We start from the raw sequence: 21,177 nt of genomic DNA on the forward strand, positions 1-21,177 counted from the left end.
CAAACTCCACCCCTTAGCCGCCAAAATACGCCTAAGCCTGCTACTCCTGCCAGCCCAGATAAGCAAACTCCACCCCTTAGCCGCCAAAATACGCCTAAGCCTGCTACTCCTGCCAGCCTAGGGATGAAAAAGGTGAATACCAAAGGGATCGTTGAGGTGAGAACGAAAGCCACCCGCGGAATAGAATTTTCGGAATTGAATTATGATGCCGGTATTCTAGTCGGTTCTGTTAGAAATAGAACTGGCAAAGCGATCGGCAGAGTAACGATCAATTACACAACTTATCTGAGAGAAAGCGATACTAAGTGGAAGTTGATCTACTCTGGCTCTACCACAACTGAAGCTAGTCAATTGCAGGCAGGAGAAAAGTCAAGCTTCACTGCAATCCCCCTTAGAAAGGGAGACAAGGCTGTGATTACGAAAGTTGAATTTTAACAGGGTGTTTAAAGAGCTTCGGTTTATCCCCTGGATCTGTAAGGGCAGTGACCAATGACTCTTAATGCCGAATATCAGCACGACTCCTGATGCCACTTGCTCCTGAACTGTGTCAGGATGAAGTGTTGCTGATTGGAATAACTGATGCAGGTGCAGACCTTAACTTCTTCATTGCCCTTTTTGGGGCCGGATGTAGCAGCAGACTATGATACAGCGCGGGTTGTCATCCTGCCCATTCCTTACGAAGCTACTACAACTTACCGCCGTGGTTGTGAAAACGGGCCAGCCGCAATTCTGGATGCTTCCCAGCAGGTGGAATATTACGACGATGACCACGATCGCGAATGGTGGCCAGTAGGTCTTTATACTCATAAAGCGATCGCTGATACTCGCAACGGCCATCACGTCTCCTCTCAAGAGATGCTGACAGAGGTGCAAAATACTGTTGCCCGGTTGATTGCAGATGGCAAGTTTGTAATTTCCCTGGGGGGTGAACACAGTATCACCACGGGCATTGTAGAAGCGTATCGGCAGGCGCATCCGAGAGAACCGTTTACCGTGGTGCAGATTGATGCTCATGGAGACTTACGCAATGAGTATGAAGGCTCGATTCATAATCATGCCTGTGTCATGCGGCGAATTGTGGATATGGAATTGCCGACGGTGCAAATTGGAATTCGCAGCATCTGTAAAGAAGAGGCAGATCTAATTCGGGAGCGGCAACTGACAGTCATTCGAGCCAGAGAGATTGTCCTGCAACCCGACTGGATGCAGCGTGCCCTAGCCGCCATTCAAACCGAAAAAGTCTTTCTCACCATCGATCTGGATGGTATTGATCCCACGCTGATTCCCGGAGTTGGTACGCCGGAACCGGGCGGCCTCAACTGGTTCAGCTTGCTCACCTTTTTGGAACAGGTCTTTCAAAATCATGAGGTGATTGGTTGCGATGTCATGGAGCTGGCTCCCATTACTGATTCCGTCGTTTCAGAGTTTACAGCCGCTAAATTGGTTTATAAATTAGTGGGATACCAGGCTGTGGCGAAGGGATGGTAATAGGAATAGGAAGTAGGGACTAGGAAACAGGGAATGGGAAAGGAGATGGTAGGGGCGTTTTGGCGAAATGTCAGTACGATGAAATCTGAACATAGGTAACTGAATGGGTGATTCTATGGAAATGATGGGAACTGCGATCGGGGGATATGCACCAGACTTTGAGTTGCCAGGAGTGGATGGCTCCGTGCATCACCTGGCCCGCTATCTGCAGAAGTTTCGGGCGGTTGGAGTTGTATTTATGTGCAACCATTGTCCCTATGTGAAGCTCTACTTAAATCGCCTGAAACAACTGCAAACCGAGTTTGAACCGCAAGGCTTCACACTAATTGGGATCAACCCGAACGATGCAACTCAGTTCCCTGAAGATGGGTTGGAGCAAATGAAAACGTTTGCGACGCATCAGCAACTGAACTTTCCCTATTTGCGGGATGAAACTCAGGATGTTGCAAACAGTTTCGGTGCGCTGAAAACCCCCCATGTGTTTCTTCTCAACCAGGATGGTGTACTCTGCTACAGCGGGTGCATTGATGACCAACCCGATCGCCCTGAAGCCGCCCAGATTCACTTCTTCCGGGATGCGATCGTTCAGGTGCTAAGTGGTGCACTGGTGGCTCCTAGCTCTACGGAACCGATCGGGTGTTCAATCAAATGGAGAACTTGAACCGTATGGGCTGTCGTTTGTCATTGCTCCTTTGTCATTTGCGAACAGTGCAGGCCAATGATCAATGACCGCTGACGCTGCGGCTGGATAACCAATATCCTGAGGTGGATAAACCATCCTGAGCAACTTACTAAATAGACGAAATGGTTCCTAAAGAGTATCTTTAGGAAGGTATTTGGAGCGGAAGCACCTCATGGGCGTTACTTATCGGCGGATCGTACTGAAATTAAGCGGGGAAGCCTTGATGGGCGACCTGCAATATGGGATTGATCCGGAAATTGTACAGAATATTGCACAGGAAGTGGCCAATATTGTAGCCAGTGGTGTGCAAGTAGCGATCGTGGTCGGCGGTGGCAATATTTTTCGGGGTATTAAAGGGGCCGCCGCGGGAATGGATCGAGCCACGGCGGACTATATTGGGATGATTGCAACAGTGATGAATTCCATGACGCTGCAAGACGCGCTGGAACGAAATGGCGTGCCAACTCGTGTGCAGACGGCGATCGCCATGCAAGAAGTGGCTGAACCCTACATTCGGCGACGGGCCATTCGTCACTTAGAAAAGGGCCGGGTAGTAATTTTTGGGGGTGGCTCTGGCAATCCCTTTTTTACCACAGACACGACGGCAGCCTTGAGAGCAGCGGAAATCGGCGCAGCTGTATTATTCAAAGCCACGAAAGTGGATGGCGTATATGATTCTGATCCGCGCTCTAATCCCAACGCTCGCCGTTATAATACGCTGACGTATGGGTATGTTCTAACCCAGGATCTACGGGTAATGGACAGTACTGCCATATCCTTATGTAAGGACAATAATATTCCGATCATTGTGTTCGACCTTTCCGTTCCAGGAAATATTAGTCGCGCCGTGATGGGAGAGCAAATTGGAACGCTTGTCGGAGGTTCTTGTGAAGTTAGCTGATGTTGAGGATCATATGCACAAGACGGTTGAGGCCACTCAACGGTCGTTCAACACGATTCGGACGGGGCGGGCCAACCCTTCCCTGCTGGATCGGGTAATGGTGGAATACTACGGATCTCCCACCCCGCTGAAGTCTCTGGCCAGTATCACGACTCCTGATGCCAGCACGATCGCGGTTCAGCCCTTTGACCGCAGTAGTTTGAATCTGATTGAAAAGGCAATTCAACTCTCAGATCTGGGCCTAACTCCCAACAATGATGGCTCCACGATTCGGATCAATATTCCCCCATTGACTAGCGATCGCCGGAAAGAACTGGTGAAGATGGCTGCCAAGTTTGCCGAAGAAGGCAAGGTAGCGATTCGGAATATTCGACGGGATGCCGTGGACTCTGTGCGGAAGCAAGAGAAGGCCAGCGAAGTTTCTGAAGATGAAGCCAGGGATCTGCAGGATAAAATTCAAAAGCTAACCGACAAATACATTGCCAAAGTGGATGAACTGCTGGCAGAAAAAGAAAAAGATATTACAACGGTTTGAAGAAGGAGCGCAGTAGACCCTGTAGATCATCCCATTGCTCAGAGTTCAGGATGTTGTGATCCACTGCGTCCCTTCCAAATTAGCCAAAACGGAGACACGCTCAATTCGGTGATTGTCGGGGTAAAGTGTACAGCTACATGGCTTGGCAACTCCGCCAGGATTGCCGGCGGGTTGCTGCCCTTTGGCAAAATTTTTTAGGCAAATTGTAAGTAAGAGTCGTCCTCGTCATCGCGGTCTAGGGGCTTGATCGGTCGAACTACATAGGCCACATGCATGGGATAGCCCTGGGAATAAATCGCATCGATCCGTTTCAGGGCTGTTTCGCGATTTTTATAAGCGCATAGGGCTTTCTCTTGCCCGTTAGGATAACGAATACAGATTTGCCAGGCCATCGTCTTATTCACTCCGTTCCATCCAAACCAGTCTAAATGCACTTCTTCATAGACTTCTCATGATTTGATCCTAGATCTTCATCTAACCTTTTCAATCCGTGCAATCCTTGAAATTGTGCTCTAGACAGGACTACATAAGCCATTGCGGAAATCTTGAAGGGCCATGATGCTGTTACCGGAATCCGCAATATTACGGTTAGGATGCTTTAGAGAAAAGACTGTTGGCAAGGATGCCGTGATCCTGCTGACCCGTTTGTTGGAAATCAGCGAGTAAGGTGAATTATGGATCAGGTGGAGTTTTGTTGATCGCAAGTCAAGACTTCACACAATCTAATGACCTATTCATTGAACCTTGATGGATGCCCCCGGCCCTGTCCTGATAGGCTGACTCCAGCCAAGTATGGCTATTCAGTATGGCTAAGTGATAGTTGCATTCAAATTGATCTAACCCATTGGAGAATTCTGGTTATGGTATTTGACTGTGTTGTAGTAGGAGCAGGCCCAGCAGGAGCTGCAGCAGCCTATCACCTGGCAAAACGAGGACGGTCAGTTCTAGTGCTGGAAAAGCATTCCCTGCCTCGCTATAAACCCTGTGCAGGCGGAGTTTCGCCCGCGATCGCAGAATGGTTTGATTTTGACTTCAGCCCGGTGATTGCGCGTAAGGTAGATACGATCGGCTATACCTGGAAACTGGAAGATCCCGTAAAAGCTAAACTAGAAGCCCTGGATCCAATGTGGATGGTACACCGGGATGTTTTTGATCACTTTTTGGTGCAACAGGCGCAAAAGCAAGGAGCCGAAGTCCGAGACAGTACGCCAGTAACGGGAATTGAGTTTAAGAGCGATCGCTGGCAGGTCAGCACCAGCAACGGCTCCGTAGAAGGTCGCTACCTGATTGCTGCCGATGGTGCTGAAGGCCCAATGAGCAAATGGCTGGGATTCAAACAACCAAAACGACGGCTAGGGGCAATTTTGGAAGCCGTGGCCCCAGAAGCTGAACATCTAGATGCCCGGTTTGAGTTTGGCATGGTCAAAAACGGCTATCTATCGAGTTTCCCGAAAGAAAATGGCTGCTCCATTGCGGCGGCCACCTTCCGAGGTGGAGACCCCTCTGATTTGCAAAACTTGCTGGGAGATTATGCAACTCAAGTGGGAATTCCAGCCACAGCCTGCAAGCAATTTACCCATTCCCTCTGCCTGTGGAAGGGCAATCAAAAATTGCATACACAAAATGCGCTTCTGGCCGGAGAAGCCGCTAGTATTGTTGATCCTCTGATTGCTGAAGGGGTGCGTCCTGCCATATTTACAGGGGTGAAAGCGGCTGAGGCGATCGATGCCGCTCTCGCAAGTTCCTCCTGCGCTTTGGAAAACTACACAAAAACCGTCAGCGAAGAATGGGGATCAGACATGGCCTGGGCACACCGGATTGCTGGAGCCTTCTATCGCTTTCCTGGCTTGGGCTACAAGCAGGGCATTAAACGGCCAGCCGCTACCGTCTACTTTGGGCGAATTCTCTGTGGCCAGATGCGCTACTCCGACATTGCCAACACGGCAATTAAGCGACTCAGCGGCGGCCTGATTCCAGGAATGGGGTAAATACCCTTCAACCAGGTTTAGAGCAGAAGTTTCTTTGATGGAAAAACTCCGATCTGGACACGATTGAAATTCCCTTGCCGTCTTCCCAGGTTTCACGTCAGCATGGAGAGAACGAGCACTCCATTGTTTAGGGATGACTGTCATGCGCGATTTCCTCAAATACACTCTAGCCAGCCTCCTGGCACTGCTCATTTTTATGGGAGTCAGCATCGGAGGCTTCCTCTCCCTGGTAATTTTACTGGCCTCCAGAGATCCGGGGCCAAAGGTCAAAGATAAATCTGTCCTCACCTTTGACCTGTCCACTCAGATTACCGATTCCCGCAGCACAGAGGCAGGAGCTTTAGAGGAAACTCTGACAGGAGACAGTAAAGACTCCATTCCCTTACGGTCTGTCCTGGATGCCATTAATCAGGCGGCTCAAGATAAACGAATTGTCGGCATTTATCTGTATGGGGATACAAGCCAAGACGGGGTCGGCGCAGGGTATGCCACTTTGAAGGAAGTTCGGGAAGCCCTACAACGATTTCGGGCTGCTGGAAAGCAAATCTTTGCTTATGACGTGAACTGGCGGGAGTCGGAGTATTATCTGGCTTCCGCTGCCAATACGATCGCGATTAATCCATTTGGTTCCGTGGAAATGAACGGATTAAGTTCGGAAACCACCTTTTTTGCGGGGGCACTACAAAAATTTGGGATTGGCATGCAGGTGACGCGGGTAGGCAAATATAAATCCGCCGTAGAACCGTTTTTGTTAACCAGGCGCAGTCCAGAAAGCCGGGAACAAACCCAACAACTGATCGGTGACTTGTGGAATGAATTTTTGGTCACAGTTGGGAAAGACCGTAAACTGAGTCCCCAACAATTACAGAGCGTTGTGGATAGTGAAGGCATTCTGGAGCCTGCACAAGCGCTCAAGCGAGGACTTGTCACCAAACAAGCTTACGAGGATGAAATTATTACTCAACTCAAACAACTGACAGGCCAGAAGGAAAACGATAAAACTTTTCGCCAGATCAGTCTAAAATCCTACGCCAAGGTGGCACAAGAGAAATTGCAAAAAGGTCGCAAAGCTAACAAGACGATCGCCGTACTCTATGCCGAGGGTGAGATTGTGGATGGCGATGGCGATAGTGATCAGGTCGGGGGCAGCCGCTTTGCCCAACAATTGCGGGAACTGCGGCAAGATGATGATGTGAAAGCTGTGGTTTTGCGGGTGAACAGTCCAGGGGGAAGTGTCACCGCTTCGGATCAAATTCAGCGGGAAGTAATTTTAACTCGCAAAGTGAAGCCCGTGATTGTGTCAATGGGATCGGTAGCGGCTTCCGGCGGCTACTGGATTTCCACCTATAGCGATCGCATCTTTGCAGAACCCAACACCATTACTGGATCAATTGGAGTATTTGGCTTACGCCCCAACATTCAAAAGCTGGCTAACAATAATGGCATTACCTGGGATGTTGTGAAAACCGGGCGCTTTGCCGATATGCTGACCCTTTCTCGACCCCGCACGCCGGAAGAACTGGCTTTGATGCAAAAGTCAGTAGACCGAATTTATAAGGAGTTTCTCGGTAAAGTGGCTGATTCCCGCAAACTCCCGAAAGCCAAAGTCGCCGAAATCGCTCAGGGGCGCGTGTGGTCGGGTAAGAAAGCGAAGGCGATCGGCTTAGTGGATGACTTTGGGGGACTGCAGGTTGCCATTCAGGAAGCGGCTAAGCGAGCCAAGCTGGGTAATGACTGGCGCTTAGAGGAGTACCCCAGACCGCGTAGCTTAGGGCAACAACTTCTGGAGAATTTCTCAGACTCGGCTGCAAAAGTTAGCGGCACCAAAGATCCTTTAACCCGAGAGTTCAAAAAACTGCAGGCCGATCTCTGGATTCTGCGAGCATTGAACGACCCAATGGGCATCTACGCCCGTTTACCATACAACATTCGAATTGATTGAATTTTCTTATTAAATTTGTCTCAATCTTTTATCCCCATGCTGCGATCGCCCGGTGGTGGCTGCGATCTCAGGGATTGACAATTCCTTTACTTTCCTGTAGAAAAAAGCCCCACGCAAAGGAAGGTTAAGATAGAGTTGATGTTAAAGTTTGTGTCATTGGATAGACACGCTTACTGAACCTTTTTGAGGCATTATGGTCGTGAACCTGGTTGAGGCTAGTCTTTCTTCCCATTTTTCTCCAAGTAACGTTCAAGCACTGCGGCAGGTGTTTGAAACAGTGGATGCCGAAAGCTGCCCAACATCATTTAACTTCCACATGCATACGGTCTGCTCAGATGGTCGGCTACAACCAGAAGTGTTAATGGAGCAGGCGATCGCGATTGGCTTAGAAGGACTAGCAATTACGGATCACCATTCAGTACAGGGATATCAGCGGGCCTATCGCTGGCTGGAGGAATATTGCTGGGCTGCCCAACAGCGTCATAAGTCACATGTCTCGATTCCCCGATTATGGACGGGTGTAGAAGTGACTTCCCGGCTTCTAGATACGGACGTTCACATCCTCGGCTATGCCTTTGATCTCACCAGCTCTGCTATGCAGCCTTATTTGCAACACTATTCTCCTCATTACACCGATGCAGCAGCCGATCGAGTGATTGCCAGTATTCATGCTGCTGGTGGTTTAGCCGTCCTGGCCCACCCCGTCCGCTATCGGCGATCGCCAGAAGATTTGATTGCGGCAGCAGCTCTACTGGGAATCGATGGTGTTGAAACCTACTACGCTTACGATAATCCCACTCCCTGGCGCACCAGCCCCCAACAAACAGAGAGAGTACAACGTCTCAGTTCTACCCACAGATTACTGAACACCTGTGGCACCGATACTCATGGTTTGAGTCTGTTGCAGAGACTATAAATCCTTTCATACCTCTTCCTACCCCTCTTTTGAACCTATTCTCTAGTGTCTGCCAAGTAGCCTATCTCGCAGATGCTTGATTTGATCCCGATATTTTGCGGCTTCTTCAAACTCCAGTTGCTTAGCCGCTTCTTTCATCTGGGCCTCCAGTTGTGTGATCAGTTCCGGGATGTTTTCCATTGGAATTTCGTTGGCATGTTCGTAGGCCTGCTCTAGCTCGTGGGCATTGAGGCGACGAGAGACTTCCAGAAAGGCCAGGATAGAATTATTTTGCTTTTTAACAATCGGTTGTGGTGTAATCCCATGTTCCTCGTTGTACTGCATCTGAATTGCGCGACGGCGCTCGGTTTCTGAAATTGCCCGATCCATGCTGTCCGTGAGGTTATCAGCGTACAAAATCGCCTGTCCCTGAACGTGACGAGCGGCTCGACCAATGGTCTGGATCAGCGATCGCTCTGCTCTTAAATAACCTTCCTTATCCGCATCCAGAATTGCGACTAGGGAAACTTCTGGTAAATCCAATCCTTCCCGCAGCAGATTGACGCCAATCAGGACATCAAATTCTCCTTCTCGCAGATCTTGCAGGATTTCGATCCGCTCAATGGAATTAATTTCAGAGTGCAAGTAGCGTACTCGAATTCCCCGTTCCTGAAAATACTCAGTCAAATCTTCGGCCATCCGTTTGGTCAGCGTAGTGACAAGCGTCCGTTCCTGACGCTTGACCCGCTTCTGAATTTCGCCATAGAGATCATCCACCTGGCCTTGAGTGGGTCGGACAAAGATCTCCGGATCCAGAACTCCAGTGGGCCGGATCACCTGCTCCACAACTCGTCCCGTCCCTGCCTGATAAAGCTTGGTTTCCTTCTTGCCGTCGCTTTTCACCTCAAACTCGCCGTCGGACAATTCCAGTTCACGGGTTCCAGGAGTCGCCGATACAAACACACACTGGTTTACCTTCTCCCAGAACTCCTCAGCTTTTAGAGGACGGTTATCTGCCGCACTGGGGAGCCGGAACCCGTGTTCAATCAATACCCGTTTACGGGACTGGTCGCCGTTATACATCCCCTGCAACTGAGGCAAGGTCACATGGGATTCATCTATCACCAGCAGCCAATCTTTGGGAAAGTAATCCAGCAAGCATTCGGGAGGCGCTCCGGCTTCTCGTCCGGCCAGATGCCGGGAGTAGTTTTCCACACCATTGCAGAACCCAACTTCCCGCAAAATTTCCAGGTCATAGCGGGTGCGTTGCTCCAGCCGTTGAGCTTCCAGTAGTTTGCCTTCCCCTTCCAGGACTGCCAGGCGCTCCTTTAATTCCTGCTCGATCGCCGCACAGGCTTCCTTCAAACGTTCCTCGGGGGTAACAAAGTGACGAGCCGGATAAATGTTGACCCCTTCCATGCTTTGCAGTGTTGTGCCTGTAACCGGATCGATATAGCGAATGGCATCAATTTCATCACCAAAGAACTCCACACGGATGATTCGGTCTTCATAGGCAGGGCCAATTTCCAGCACATCGCCCTTCACCCGGAAGCGACCTCGTCCCAGTTCCAGGTCATTGCGGCTGTACTGCACCGATACCAGATCACGAATCACTCCCCGTAAGTTAATTTCTTCTCCGACTCGCAGGGGAATAGAAGCTTTCAGGTATTCGGAGGGAATCCCCAAACCGTAGATACAACTGATAGAAGCCACGACAATCACATCCCGTCGCTCGAACAGCGATCGCGTGGCAGAGTGCCGTAACATATCGATCTCTTCATTGATCGAAGAGGTTTTGGCGATATAAGTGTCAGTGACGGGAATATAAGCTTCCGGCTGGTAATAGTCGTAATAGCTGATGAAATATTCAACGGCATTGTTGGGGAAGAACTCGCGCAACTCATTACACAACTGAGCCGCTAGCGTTTTGTTGTGAGCCAGTACCAGGGTTGGTCGGCCCATCTTTTCAATCACGCGGGCGATCGTATAAGTTTTTCCGGTTCCCGTTGCCCCCAGCAGGGTTTGATAACGGTGGCCTTTGTTCAGGTATTGGGTCAATTGGGCGATCGCTTTTGGCTGGTCGCCCTTTGGCTCAAATGGAGCTTGAATCTGGAACTGTGGCATAGGTTAAACAGAGGGCCAAAGTTGATAACGCTGAACTCAAATCACGCCCAATTGGCAGTGGCAAAGTGATTGAACTACCGCTCAACCAGACGCTTCTACAGTGTAACGAGTTTGAAAATTGAAAAACTATCACGCATGGGGGTTGTTGAGAGAAATCCGATCTTTCCCATCCAACCTTCTATAGCTTAACTCTGGCAGCGCCCTTCCCCTGATCGACTGACAAATCTTTTGCGTTGTCACCCAAACCACCCTCATCCTAGCCCTCTCCCAAGTTGGGAGAGGGCTAGGATGAGGGCGAGAGGGTTTTGTCAGTCAACCAGGTCCTTCCCTCAAAGCCCAAGAGGGTGTTTGAAAAGTATCTGGTGGTTAAAACCGCGACTACACTCACCCAGTCTGCCGACGCAGACTCAATAAAATTAAGATTTTCAGTAACCTGCATCTTCAAGTTTTCTCCGTATAGCCGCGACTTCAGTCGCCAGGATAAAAAAAAGAGACTGGCTTTTAAAACATCCTCTAAACACAGTTCCCTCAAGTTGAGCATTTTGACTTTCAGCAGCGCTAACAGGAACAAGGCCAGAAGTGACATCCTGACTCCATGCCAGTTCAATTGCGCTTGGCGGACTTGCTTTAATTCGCTATTGGCTCATAGGGTTTCTGATGAACGTGGTAGTTCTGATGAAACCCTGCCTTACTAGTCTTTTCAGACTTTTTGTTCGATAGAGAGATGCCAATCTTTGGGACTAATTAACAGTTTGAACGGCAGCATTTGGAGATTTAACAAAAAAGTAAATCTTTTTATTAGAGCTGATCGATTCACTAAAAGTCGAGTTCACACGCCAGGAAGACCAGCGTTTAGACAGGTGTTTAGATTTAAACTCAATCAAGTCCAGCTAGAGAACGGTCGTTTTCCTATAAGAGAAACTATAGTTCTGGACTTGGACAAGGTTTATATCTGCAAGTATAGATACACTGCAAGTGTAGATACACTTAAATTGGCTAAACACTTTGTTATGCAACTCTATATACCAGCCATTAAAGGTTATATTTAGTCAAATTTATACATTGTAAATCTCAAGAAATCATTCATTATTATTGATTAGAGATAGGTCAAACATCATGTTGCAAGGATGGTTTCAAATTGCACTAACAATTTTGATTGTTGTTGCAATCACCCCGTTGTTAGGGGGATATATGGCTCGTGTTTACCTGGGGCAGCGATCGTGGCTTGACCCCATTTTAAATCCAGTTGAAGCCTTCATGTATCGCTTGAGTGGCTGTCGATCGCAGGAAACCATGACGGGTTGGCAATATGCCAGGGCGGTACTGTATAGCAATGTAGCAATGGCACTGTTGCTGGCATTGATTTTATTTAATCAAGGTTGGCTCCCCGTTAATCCCACTGGCTTGAGTTCCCCGACCTGGGATACCAATCTGCACACCATTATTTCATTCATTACCAATACCAATCAGCAACACTATTCGGGTGAAACAACTTACAGTTACTTCTCCCAGTTTGCTGGATTAGGCTATATGTTTTTCGTCTCAGCGGCAACTGGCATGGCAGTTGGGGTAGCCTTTATTCGAGGATTGACAGGCAGGCCCCTGGGCAACTTTTATGTCGATTTGATCCGGACAATCACTCGGATTTATTTGCTGATCGCCATTGTAGCGACGATTGTTGTATTGCAGCAGGGATGCCAGAAACCCTCGCAGGGCCAGCCGTCTTTCCAACGTTAGAAGATTCGAAGGTCAGTCAGGCGATCGCCCTTGGCCCGGTGGCTCACTATGAGGTGATGAAGGAACTGGGTGAGAATGGCGGTGGGTTCTTTGCCATCAACTCTGCTCATCCGTTTGAAAACCCCAACGGCTTCACCAACCTGCTGGAAATTGTGGGCATGGTGGCGATTCCGGCCTCCTTCATTTACACCTATGGAGTATTCGCCAATAACAAAAAGCAAGCCTGGCTGGTATATGGCCTGGTGATGACAATTTTTGTGGTGTTTGTGATCATTAACGCGATCGGCGAATACAATGGCAATCCTGCAGTGAATGAACTTTTAGGCAGTCCGGCTCCCAACCTGGAAGGAAAGGAAGTCCGGTTTGGCTGGGCACAGTCAGCGCTATTCTCCACCATGACGACAGGAACAATGTGTGGTGCGGTGAATAGCATGCTCGATTCCTTTATGCCTAATGGTGGCTTTGTCATCTTCTCAAACCTGCTGCTGCAAATCATCTGGGGCGGACAGGGCACAGGTACGGCGTATCTCTTTGCCTACCTGATTCTGGCAGTGTTTGTTACAGGATTAATGGTAGGTCGCACTCCCGAATTTTTGGGACGCAAGATCGAGAAACGGGAAGTGGTGCTGGCCAGTTTTCTACTGCTGCTGGTGCATCCGATCGCGATTCTGTTGCCAGGAGCGATCGCCCTTTCCCTGCCCAGTGCTCCCGCAGACGCAACAGCTCAGGGGTTTTATAACGGCATTACCAACCCTGGATTTCATGGGTTAACTCAGGTGCTGTACGAGTATGCCTCTGCGGCTGCCAACAACGGCTCTGGCTTTGAAGGACTGCTCGACAGTCAGCCTGCAGCTTCGGCATTGTGGTGGAATTTGAGTGCGTCGTTCAGTTTGCTGGTGGGGCGCTACGTGCCGATCGTTGCCCTGCTGTTACTGGCCGATAGCATGTCGCGCAAACAGCCTGTTCCCATGACCACCGGGACGCTGCGCACCGATACCGGCTTGTTTATCGGGGCCACAGCGGGTGTGATTCTCATCCTCGGTGCACTCACCTTCTTTCCCGTACTGGCTCTGGGGCCGATCGCCGAAGCCTTTCAGATTGCCAGAGGAGGGTAGCGCCCCGCGATCGCCCGCATTCCCAGAACTCGGAGTTTTTAAAGAACTTTGATTCTAAATACACCAAAATCCAAAATGGCATTTATGCAATCTAATTCCACTGATAAAAGACCCTTCCGCTTACCTCATGGCCCTCGCGACAGCCGTAAACACACCCCCAAGGCAAAACTCAGCGGGTTATATCAGAGAGCCATCAAAGAGGCATTCCTGAAACTGCACCCTCGCATCGTAGTAAAAAATCCAGTAATGTTTGTGGTCTGGTTGGGCACCATTGTCACCTTCCTGGTTACGATTGCCCCCAACCTGTTTGGCACCATTCAGGCGGATGCAACCCAGCAACGAGTTTTGAATGGCATGATTACTTCCATTCTGTTTTTCACTGTGGTATTTGCCAATTTTGCCGAGGCAGTGGCAGAGGGACGTGGCAAAGCTCAGGCAGATTCATTGCGATCGACCCGATCGGACACAATGGCTCGTAAAGTGCTGGCAGACGGCACAATTCAGGAGGTCAGTTCCACCGAATTGCGATGCGGCGATCAAGTCAAAGTCATCGCAGGAGACATGATTCCGGCAGATGGCGAAGTGATTGAAGGGATTGCTTCCGTCGATGAATCGGCGATTACGGGAGAGTCTGCGCCAGTGCTGAAACAACCCGGTACAGATATTATGAGTTCGGTCACGGGGGGCACGCGCATCATCTCGGATGAGTTACTGCTGCGAATTACTCAGGATCCCGGACAGGGTTTTATCGATCGCATGATTGCCCTGGTAGAAGGTGCGTCCCGCACCAAAACCCCTAACGAAATTGCGCTGACCGTGTTGCTGGCGGTTTTAACCCTGGTATTCCTGATTGTCGTTTCTACGATTTCACCAATCGCCAACTACATCGCCAACTTTCTTGAAACGACATTGGGTACAGCCGCCGCCAATGCCTTCCGCTCCGGTGCCAGCATTGCAATCCTGATCTCGCTGCTAGTAGCCCTGATCCCCACCACAATCGGCGGATTGTTGAGCGCAATCGGGATTGCTGGTATGGATCGGGTGGCACAGTTTAATGTCATTGCCACCTCTGGACGTGCGGTAGAAGCCTGTGGCGACGTGAATACGCTGGTACTTGACAAGACCGGAACGATTACATTGGGTAACCGATTAGCCGACGAGTTTATTCCCGTCAACGGTCATTCCATTGAGGAGATGGCTGACGTCTGTTTAGCTGCCAGCATGTTCGATGAAACCCCAGAAGGACGGTCGATCATCCGACTGGCAGAAAAGTTGGGAGGCACGGTCAATTTTGATATCCACACCGCCGCAGGAGTGGAATTCTCGGCTCGCACCCGGATGAGCGGTACAGATGTGGCAGGACAGGAGTTTCGTAAAGGGGCGGTGGATTCGATTAAAGGCTTTGTGCGATCGCGGGGCGGACAGGTTCCGGCAACTCTGGATGCAGCGTATGAGCAGGTTTCGCACTTGGGGGGCACTCCCTTAGCAGTTTGCAAGGGAAATGACATTTATGGCGTGATTTACCTAAAAGACATCGTTAAACCCGGTCTGCGGGAACGCTTTGACCAACTGCGGCGGATGGGCGTGAAAACGATCATGCTCACCGGAGATAATCAGATTACCGCATCGGTGATTGCTCAGGAAGCAGGTGTGGATGACTTTATTGCTGAAGCCACCCCGGAAGACAAAATCGATGTGATTCGCTCAGAACAATCCCAGGGAAAACTGGTCGCCATGACCGGAGATGGCACCAATGATGCTCCCGCCTTAGCTCAGGCCAATGTCGGTTTAGCAATGAATTCTGGCACTCAAGCTGCTAAAGAAGCCGCCAACATGGTAGATTTAGATTCCGACCCAACAAAGTTAATTGATCTGGTAACGATCGGCAAACAACTTTTGATTACCCGTGGAGCCTTAACCACCTTCTCGATCGCCAACGACATCGCCAAATATTTCGCCATTATTCCCACTATCTTTGCCGCTGCCGGAATTGGTGCTTTAAATATCATGGGCTTAAAAAGTGCAGAATCTGCGATCGTCTCTGCCCTCATCTACAACGCCCTGATTATTCCTGCTTTAATTCCCCTGGCTCTGAAAGGGGTACAGTTTCGCCCCCTCACCGCCGATCAGTTACTCCGCCGAAATATCCTGATCTACGGTCTAGGTGGCATCATCGCTCCCTTTATTGCCATTAAAGCAATCGACCTGATTCTACCCCTATCGTAATCGCAGCCCTAGTAGGATGGGTTATGCTTTACAAACCCATCCTACAAATCACTAAACCTCATTTAACAGTGATGAAATTCAATAATGATGAAACTCAATTCTCTAAAACCATCGCTTCCATCTCTGCTAACGATCGCGCCGACACTTACAGAAATTTCCCAACTCTGGTCAGAATGGTGCCGACAAAAGCTACCCCTATACCTGTTTCTGGCCCACTGTTTTAACCTCATTCTGGCTCCAGTCGTTTATGCTGCCAGTGGCAACGAACTGTCTCGCACCCAATCCTGGGCCTTTGGGCTATTGGGACTGGGAACCCTTGCTTTGGCCATCTATCTGTTCTTTGTCATGTTCGTACCGGAGAAATTCTAATGAGTTTTCTACGCGAGGCCAGTAGAGCCATGCGATCGGCCCTAGTACTTTGGATCATTACAGCCCTGATTTATCCCCTGGGGATGCTGGCCATTGGACAAATTGTCTTTCCCTTCCAGGCCAACGGTAGTCTGATCAAAAATGCTCAGGGTCAGGTGGTTGGTTCAGCCCTAATCGGTCAACCCTTTACCAGCGATCGCTACTTCAATAGTCGCCCTAGCACCACTAATTACAGCACAGCAGATCCGCAGAAAGATGATGCTGGAGTTTTGAAGACAGGCGTATCCGGTGCCAGCAACCTGGCCCCCAGCAACCCGGATTTACTAAATCGGATTCAGGGCAAGGCTGATCCTGATCCGCAGAAAGCGATCGTAGGCACCATTCCCACCCTGCAAAAAGCAGGCATCCAACCCACGGCTGATTTGGTTTACACCTCTGGTTCTAGCCTGGATCCCCACATCACCCCCGAGGCCGCAAGAGCACAAATTGCACGGGTTTCAGCAGCACGCGGCCTGCAGCCCAATCAACTAGAGACACTGGTTAAACAGAATACCGAGGGACGCTTCTTAGGTATCTTTGGTGAACCCGGTGTGAACGTGCTGAAGCTAAACCTGGATCTGGATGCGTTGAAGCCTGCTCATTGACTAAACGAATAACCCCATCTGCTGCATGACGAGATTTCACCTCAATTTGTCGAATGCCTGGCAGAAAGAGAACAAGATCCACCAGCTGATCGCGGTAGGTGGTGTAAACGAGCGATCGGGGAAATGGCAGATAAACCGAAAATTTGATCATCATGCAAAATTCAGGGCAGGGGGAAACGAGCACTGAGGAAGATGGTTCATTGCGGCAACGGCCCAGTCGCTTCGCTTGACACTGCCGTTACCCATATTTTTGACAAAGTCATCAATGAACTTGCCATTGTCTCCCAATGCTTTTCCTTTGACAAAGCCAATCATGGAATCCGGCGCATTGATATCCTTCCAATTTGGGCCTAACCAGACAAAATCATTGGGTTTCTGACCTGCTGCAGCTTGCTGTAACGCCTTGCCATAGGGAAGTGCCCAGTTATAGTAGGGAACACCTAGGCAGATATCAGGAGCCAGATCACACCCTTGCTTGAAGTCATAGTGAACAAACTTCACCTGCTTACCTGCATCCGCTGCCTTTTTGCCCTGAATCGCCGCTTCTGGCGTATCAATGCCGGACATGACCACATCGTAACTACTGTTATAAAAATCATCGGCAACTTTTGTCGGGTCGAGCGTTTTGCCTGTTATGTTAAACCAGAAGCCAATCCAGGTGACTTTAAAGTTCAAATCTTGCGGGTCTTTTTTCCGGTATTTCTCCCAGCAATGCTTGGCTCCCAGATAGGCAGCTGACGCATAGCGGCGAGTCTCATCATTGATTAAGGGGCCAAGGTAGCCGATTTTGCCTGTTTCTGTGCTCAGTGCCGCTGCACACCCCGCAATCATCTTGCCGTATTCCATTCGACCCATGATATTTCCCAGGTTGGGCTGGTTCTTGAAATTTTTGCCCTCTTTCCAGGCGTAATCTCCAGAGGTATGCACGATCGGAATGTCAGGATATTTTTTGGCCGTTTCCAGGGCATCATCCTTAAAATCATCAGAGCTAAAGATGATAACTTTGGCCCCTTTGGCAATTAACTCATCTGCTACCTGAGAACCCGTAACATTGGGACGATCGCCAGGGTTGACCTTATCAGCGTATTCAAGTTTATATCCCTGAGCGTTTACAACCTCCTAAACCCCATCGTAATGCGCCTGATTCCAGCCTTTATCGTTTTTGGGGCCTACCAATACCAGGCCAACTGCAAAATCTTTGGAACCACCTCCAGCCGCAGGTGAACCAGCGGTAGGGGGAGAGGCTGTAGGAGTCGGGTTACTACAGGCTCCCAACAACAGGCTCAATGCAGCTACAGGCCAAGAGCGTTTGGCAACCTTGAAAGCGCTCGCAGAAGACAAAAAATCAGAGACTTTGACTTGCATCGTACACTTCTCACACTCAGGTTCATGAGCTGGATTCTACCGTGGATGCCTGAAAACTCAAAAAGCCTTTGTCTGCACAAAGTAAGGGGCCTTCGTGATTACAGTCATCCTGATTCTCAATTAAGGCGATCGTGTTATCAATAAATGTATCAAAGTTATCAAAATTCACTCTGTCTACAATCATCTGCCTCTGCCAGCAAATGGTTTGGCGAGCGATACTGGAAATAGCCCGAATGCCCTATGCTAGTTGATTGCAATCCTTAAACTGGGATTGGGTATCGAGCTGAACTGTATTAATGCAAGGGAAGGGATACTCTTAGCCTTAAAACAATTCCGCATTGATAGAAAATTCTGTATCGCTCTCTGAGATGTTGACCTATGCTTGAGTCTTACCGTAAACATGCTGCTGACCGCGCTGCCCTGGGAATTCCTCCACTGCCTTTGAGTGCAGAACAAATGGCCGAGCTAGGGGAGTTGCTGCAACATCCGCCCGCTGGAGAAGAAGAGTTTTTATTGGAATTATTGCGCGACCGTGTACCGCCAGGAGTGGATCAGGCGGCGTATGTGAAGGCCGGATTTCTGACGGCGATCGCTAAAAGCGAAATTACCAGTCCACTGGTCAGTCCCAAATTTGCGGTAGAACTGCTGGGCACTATGATGGGTGGTTATAACGTCCACTCCCTGATTGAACTGCTGCAATCCCCTGATCAGGAGTTAGCTACCACCGCTGCATCTGCCCTCAGCAAAATACTTCTGGTCTACGATGCTTTTCACGACATTCAAGACCTGGCCGAACAGGGAAATCCGTATGTCAGGCAGGTGATGGAGTCCTGGGCGAATGCAGAATGGTTCACCAGTCGGCCTCAATTGCCAGAATCCATTACCGTCACAGTCTTCAAAGTCCCAGGCGAAACCAACACTGATGACCTGTCTCCCGCTCCCCATGCCACCACCCGCCCGGACATTCCCCTGCACGCTACCGTAATGCTGGAAAGTCGGATGCCGGGAGGCTTACAAACCCTGGCCGAATTGAAGCAAAAAGGCCATCCTGTTGCCTATGTTGGAGATGTGGTTGGTACTGGTTCGTCTCGCAAATCTGCAATCAACTCGGTTCTGTGGCACATTGGGCAACCGATCCCCTTTGTTCCCAACAAACATACAGGCGGCTATATCCTGGGCGGCAAAATTGCACCAATCTTTTTCAACACTGCTGAAGACTCCGGTGCGCTACCTATTGAGTGCGATGTCACCCAGATGGAAACTGGCGATGTAATTACGATTCATCCCTACAAAGGCGAGATCACAAATGAGGCTGGTGAGGTGATTGCTACCTTCACCCTCAAACCCGATACGATTCTGGACGAAGTCCGGGCAGGAGGCCGAATTCCGCTACTCATTGGTCGTACCCTCACCGATAAAACCCGGGCAGCAATGGGATTAGAACCCAGTCCTGTCTTTGCCCGTCCCACCTTACCTGCCGATACTGGGAAGGGCTATACTCTAGCGCAGAAGATGGTTGGCAAAGCCTGCGGTCTTCCAGGTGTACGTCCAGGCACCTACTGTGAACCTGTGATGACCACAGTGGGATCTCAGGACACGACTGGCCCGATGACTCGCGATGAGTTAAAAGAACTGGCCTGTCTTGGTTTTGGTGCGGATCTGGTGATGCAAAGTTTTTGTCATACTGCCGCTTATCCCAAACCTGTAGATATTAAGACTCATAAAGAATTACCTGACTTTATTACCTCACGGGGTGGTGTCTCCCTGCGTCCGGGGGACGGCATTATCCACTCTTGGCTAAATCGGATGCTGTTGCCGGATACCGTAGGTACAGGTGGCGATTCTCACACTCGCTTCCCTTTGGGCATCTCTTTCCCAGCAGGCTCTGGTCTGGTTGCATTTGCCGCAGCTCTGGGCGTGATGCCACTGGATATGCCGGAGTCAGTTTTGGTGCGCTTTAAAGGGCAACTCCAACCAGGTGTCACCCTGCGGGATATTGTCAATGCCATTCCCTATGTAGCGATTCAGGAAGGAAAACTGACGGTCGCTAAGGACAACAAGAAAAATGTTTACTCTGGCAAGATCATCGAAATGGAAGGCTTACCAGACCTACAGTTAGAACAGGCCTTTGAACTGACGGACGCAACAGCAGAGCGATCGGCGGCAGGTTGCACCATCAAGCTCAGTACAGATACAGTGGCAACTTATTTGCGATCAAACATTTCCCTGCTGAAAAACATGATCGCTCGTGGCTATGGCGATGCCCGAACAATTCTGCGCCGCATTCGCAAGATGGAAGAGTGGTTAGCCAATCCCATCTTAATGTTTGCTGACTCAGATGCAGAGTACGCCGATGTAATAGAAGTGGATCTGGATCAAATCAAAGAACCCCTGGTAGCAGCACCCAATGACCCAGACAATATCAAGCTGATGTCCGAATGTGCAGGTGATCCGATTCATGAGGTGTTTATTGGCTCCTGCATGACCAACATTGGCCACTACCGGGCAGCAGCGAAGGTACTGGAAGGCGAAGGACCAGTAAAGGTACGCCTCTGGATTGCACCACCGACTCGTATGGATGAACAAAAACTGCGTGAAGAAGGATATTACGGCATCTTCGCCGCTGCTGGAGCCAGAACCGAAATGCCTGGCTGCTCACTCTGTATGGGGAATCAAGCCCGGGTCGCCGATGGAGTCACCGTTTTCTCAACCTCCACCCGTAACTTCAACAACCGGATGGGCAAAGGTGCTCAGGTGTATCTAGGATCGGCCGAACTGGCCGCCGTTTGTGCGCTACTCGGTCGCATTCCCACAGTTGAAGAATACACTAATATCGTCACCAAGAAAATTGACCCATTTGCAGATGACCTTTACCGTTACCTGTATTTCGATCAAATTCCTGGATTTGAAGAGGAAGGTCGAGTTATCACAAAGCAGGATGAAGCTCAGTTAACTACAATTGCAGTTCATTAACTGGGGAACCACAACGCAGCCGTCAGTCAACAATTCAACAATACTGACGGTTACGTTATACCAGTTGTATTGTGCCAACAATATGCCTCTTTGAAAACCAAAAAGTCCTCTTGTCAATTATCAAGAGGACTTTTTATTATTACCCTGGCATCGAGCTATTTTTGCGGGACGCTGCCGTCCAACTATCTTCGCC

General features: G+C 49.7%; 17 protein-coding genes and 1 pseudogene. 13 read left to right on the forward strand and 5 right to left on the reverse strand.

Going from position 1 to position 21,177, the window contains the following annotated elements; all coding sequences use genetic code 11:
* The 5 genes from ACUVQO_RS16025 to frr all read left to right on the forward strand — a co-directional run.
* A partial coding sequence (locus ACUVQO_RS16025) for a hypothetical protein (protein WP_445926852.1) occupies positions 1-435 on the forward strand: 435 nt, incomplete at its 5' end.
* Positions 436-579: 144 nt separating this feature from the next.
* Positions 580-1,488 carry an agmatinase gene (speB, locus tag ACUVQO_RS16030; protein ID WP_445926853.1) on the forward strand — a complete coding sequence of 303 codons (909 nt, stop codon included), beginning with the start codon at positions 580-582 and terminating at the stop codon, positions 1,486-1,488.
* A gap of 103 nt (positions 1,489-1,591) precedes the next feature.
* Positions 1,592-2,149, forward strand: a complete 558-nt coding sequence (locus ACUVQO_RS16035) for a thioredoxin family protein (RefSeq protein WP_445926854.1) — start codon at positions 1,592-1,594, stop codon at positions 2,147-2,149.
* Positions 2,150-2,342: 193 nt separating this feature from the next.
* A complete protein-coding gene (gene pyrH, locus ACUVQO_RS16040) occupies positions 2,343-3,071 on the forward strand; it encodes a UMP kinase (RefSeq protein ID WP_445926855.1) in 729 nt (242 codons plus the stop codon).
* Entirely contained in the window at positions 3,058-3,606 is a 549-nt protein-coding gene (gene frr / locus ACUVQO_RS16045; protein ID WP_445926856.1) for a ribosome recycling factor, read from the forward strand. Before pyrH ends, frr begins: the two co-directional genes overlap by 14 nt.
* Before the next feature lie 194 nt (positions 3,607-3,800).
* On the opposite strand, the gene ACUVQO_RS16050 is transcribed toward frr, so the two are convergent.
* Entirely contained in the window at positions 3,801-3,998 is a 198-nt protein-coding gene (locus tag ACUVQO_RS16050) for a family 2 glycosyl transferase (protein WP_445926857.1), read from the reverse strand.
* 468 nt (positions 3,999-4,466) lie between these two features.
* Here ACUVQO_RS16050 and ACUVQO_RS16055 point away from each other — a divergent pair, with 468 nt between their 5' ends.
* From ACUVQO_RS16055 to ACUVQO_RS16065, 3 genes are all read left to right on the forward strand, one after another.
* Entirely contained in the window at positions 4,467-5,594 is a 1,128-nt protein-coding gene (locus tag ACUVQO_RS16055) for a geranylgeranyl reductase family protein (protein ID WP_445926858.1), read from the forward strand.
* Between the two features lie 142 nt (positions 5,595-5,736).
* Positions 5,737-7,536 carry a signal peptide peptidase SppA gene (gene sppA / locus ACUVQO_RS16060; protein ID WP_445926859.1) on the forward strand — a complete coding sequence of 600 codons (1,800 nt, stop codon included), beginning with the start codon at positions 5,737-5,739 and terminating at the stop codon, positions 7,534-7,536.
* Positions 7,537-7,729: 193 nt separating this feature from the next.
* Complete coding sequence (locus ACUVQO_RS16065; RefSeq protein WP_445926860.1) at positions 7,730-8,452, forward strand: PHP domain-containing protein; 723 nt, start codon at positions 7,730-7,732, stop codon at positions 8,450-8,452.
* A gap of 42 nt (positions 8,453-8,494) precedes the next feature.
* Here the strand turns inward: ACUVQO_RS16065 and uvrB are convergent, their stop codons facing one another.
* Positions 8,495-10,555 carry an excinuclease ABC subunit UvrB gene (gene uvrB, locus ACUVQO_RS16070; RefSeq protein WP_445926861.1) on the reverse strand — a complete coding sequence of 687 codons (2,061 nt, stop codon included), beginning with the start codon at positions 10,553-10,555 and terminating at the stop codon, positions 8,495-8,497.
* Positions 10,556-11,746: 1,191 nt separating this feature from the next.
* Between uvrB and kdpA the strand changes: the two are divergent.
* From kdpA to kdpC, 4 genes and pseudogenes are all read left to right on the forward strand, one after another.
* Positions 11,747-13,407: pseudogene (gene kdpA, locus ACUVQO_RS16075) on the forward strand (potassium-transporting ATPase subunit KdpA).
* 84 nt (positions 13,408-13,491) lie between these two features.
* Complete coding sequence (gene kdpB / locus ACUVQO_RS16080) at positions 13,492-15,633, forward strand: potassium-transporting ATPase subunit KdpB (protein ID WP_445926862.1); 2,142 nt, start codon at positions 13,492-13,494, stop codon at positions 15,631-15,633.
* Positions 15,634-15,717: 84 nt separating this feature from the next.
* Positions 15,718-16,002: a potassium-transporting ATPase subunit F gene (locus ACUVQO_RS16085; RefSeq protein WP_445926863.1), complete on the forward strand. Its 285-nt coding sequence runs from the start codon at positions 15,718-15,720 to the stop codon at positions 16,000-16,002.
* Positions 16,002-16,646: a K(+)-transporting ATPase subunit C gene (kdpC, locus tag ACUVQO_RS16090; protein ID WP_445926864.1), complete on the forward strand. Its 645-nt coding sequence runs from the start codon at positions 16,002-16,004 to the stop codon at positions 16,644-16,646. Before ACUVQO_RS16085 ends, kdpC begins: the two co-directional genes overlap by 1 nt.
* Positions 16,647-16,796: 150 nt before the next feature.
* Here kdpC and ACUVQO_RS16095 read toward each other — a convergent pair whose 3' ends face one another.
* The 3 genes from ACUVQO_RS16095 to ACUVQO_RS16105 all read right to left on the reverse strand — a co-directional run bounded on the left by ACUVQO_RS16095 (position 16,797) and on the right by ACUVQO_RS16105 (position 18,195).
* Positions 16,797-17,666 carry a BMP family lipoprotein gene (locus ACUVQO_RS16095; RefSeq protein WP_445926868.1) on the reverse strand — a complete coding sequence of 290 codons (870 nt, stop codon included), beginning with the start codon at positions 17,664-17,666 and terminating at the stop codon, positions 16,797-16,799.
* Between the two features lie 99 nt (positions 17,667-17,765).
* Positions 17,766-18,011 (reverse strand): hypothetical protein, encoded by a 246-nt coding sequence (locus ACUVQO_RS16100; RefSeq protein WP_445926865.1) that lies wholly within the window; start codon positions 18,009-18,011, stop codon positions 17,766-17,768.
* A gap of 22 nt (positions 18,012-18,033) precedes the next feature.
* A complete protein-coding gene (locus tag ACUVQO_RS16105) occupies positions 18,034-18,195 on the reverse strand; it encodes a hypothetical protein (RefSeq protein WP_445926866.1) in 162 nt (53 codons plus the stop codon).
* Positions 18,196-18,389: 194 nt separating this feature from the next.
* Here ACUVQO_RS16105 and acnB point away from each other — a divergent pair, with 194 nt between their 5' ends.
* Positions 18,390-20,984 carry a bifunctional aconitate hydratase 2/2-methylisocitrate dehydratase gene (gene acnB / locus ACUVQO_RS16110; RefSeq protein ID WP_445926867.1) on the forward strand — a complete coding sequence of 865 codons (2,595 nt, stop codon included), beginning with the start codon at positions 18,390-18,392 and terminating at the stop codon, positions 20,982-20,984.
* The last annotated feature ends 193 nt before the right edge of the window (positions 20,985-21,177 follow it).

The sequence above is a fragment of the Leptodesmis sp. genome, assembly GCF_052746595.1.

Coding starts and splice junctions, on each gene's coding strand:
- speB (WP_445926853.1), top strand. CDS start 580: ATGCAGGTGCAGACCTTAACTTCTTCATTGCCCTTTTTGGGGCCGGAT.
- uvrB (WP_445926861.1), bottom strand. CDS start 10,555: ATGCCACAGTTCCAGATTCAAGCTCCATTTGAGCCAAAGGGCGACCAG.
- ACUVQO_RS16105 (WP_445926866.1), bottom strand. CDS start 18,195: ATGATTGTAGACAGAGTGAATTTTGATAACTTTGATACATTTATTGAT.
- pyrH (WP_445926855.1), top strand. CDS start 2,343: ATGGGCGTTACTTATCGGCGGATCGTACTGAAATTAAGCGGGGAAGCC.
- sppA (WP_445926859.1), top strand. CDS start 5,737: ATGCGCGATTTCCTCAAATACACTCTAGCCAGCCTCCTGGCACTGCTC.
- kdpC (WP_445926864.1), top strand. CDS start 16,002: ATGAGTTTTCTACGCGAGGCCAGTAGAGCCATGCGATCGGCCCTAGTA.
- acnB (WP_445926867.1), top strand. CDS start 18,390: ATGCTTGAGTCTTACCGTAAACATGCTGCTGACCGCGCTGCCCTGGGA.
- kdpB (WP_445926862.1), top strand. CDS start 13,492: ATGCAATCTAATTCCACTGATAAAAGACCCTTCCGCTTACCTCATGGC.
- ACUVQO_RS16100 (WP_445926865.1), bottom strand. CDS start 18,011: ATGCAAGTCAAAGTCTCTGATTTTTTGTCTTCTGCGAGCGCTTTCAAG.
- ACUVQO_RS16055 (WP_445926858.1), top strand. CDS start 4,467: ATGGTATTTGACTGTGTTGTAGTAGGAGCAGGCCCAGCAGGAGCTGCA.
- ACUVQO_RS16050 (WP_445926857.1), bottom strand. CDS start 3,998: ATGGCCTGGCAAATCTGTATTCGTTATCCTAACGGGCAAGAGAAAGCC.
- ACUVQO_RS16065 (WP_445926860.1), top strand. CDS start 7,730: ATGGTCGTGAACCTGGTTGAGGCTAGTCTTTCTTCCCATTTTTCTCCA.
- ACUVQO_RS16035 (WP_445926854.1), top strand. CDS start 1,592: ATGGGTGATTCTATGGAAATGATGGGAACTGCGATCGGGGGATATGCA.
- ACUVQO_RS16085 (WP_445926863.1), top strand. CDS start 15,718: ATGATGAAACTCAATTCTCTAAAACCATCGCTTCCATCTCTGCTAACG.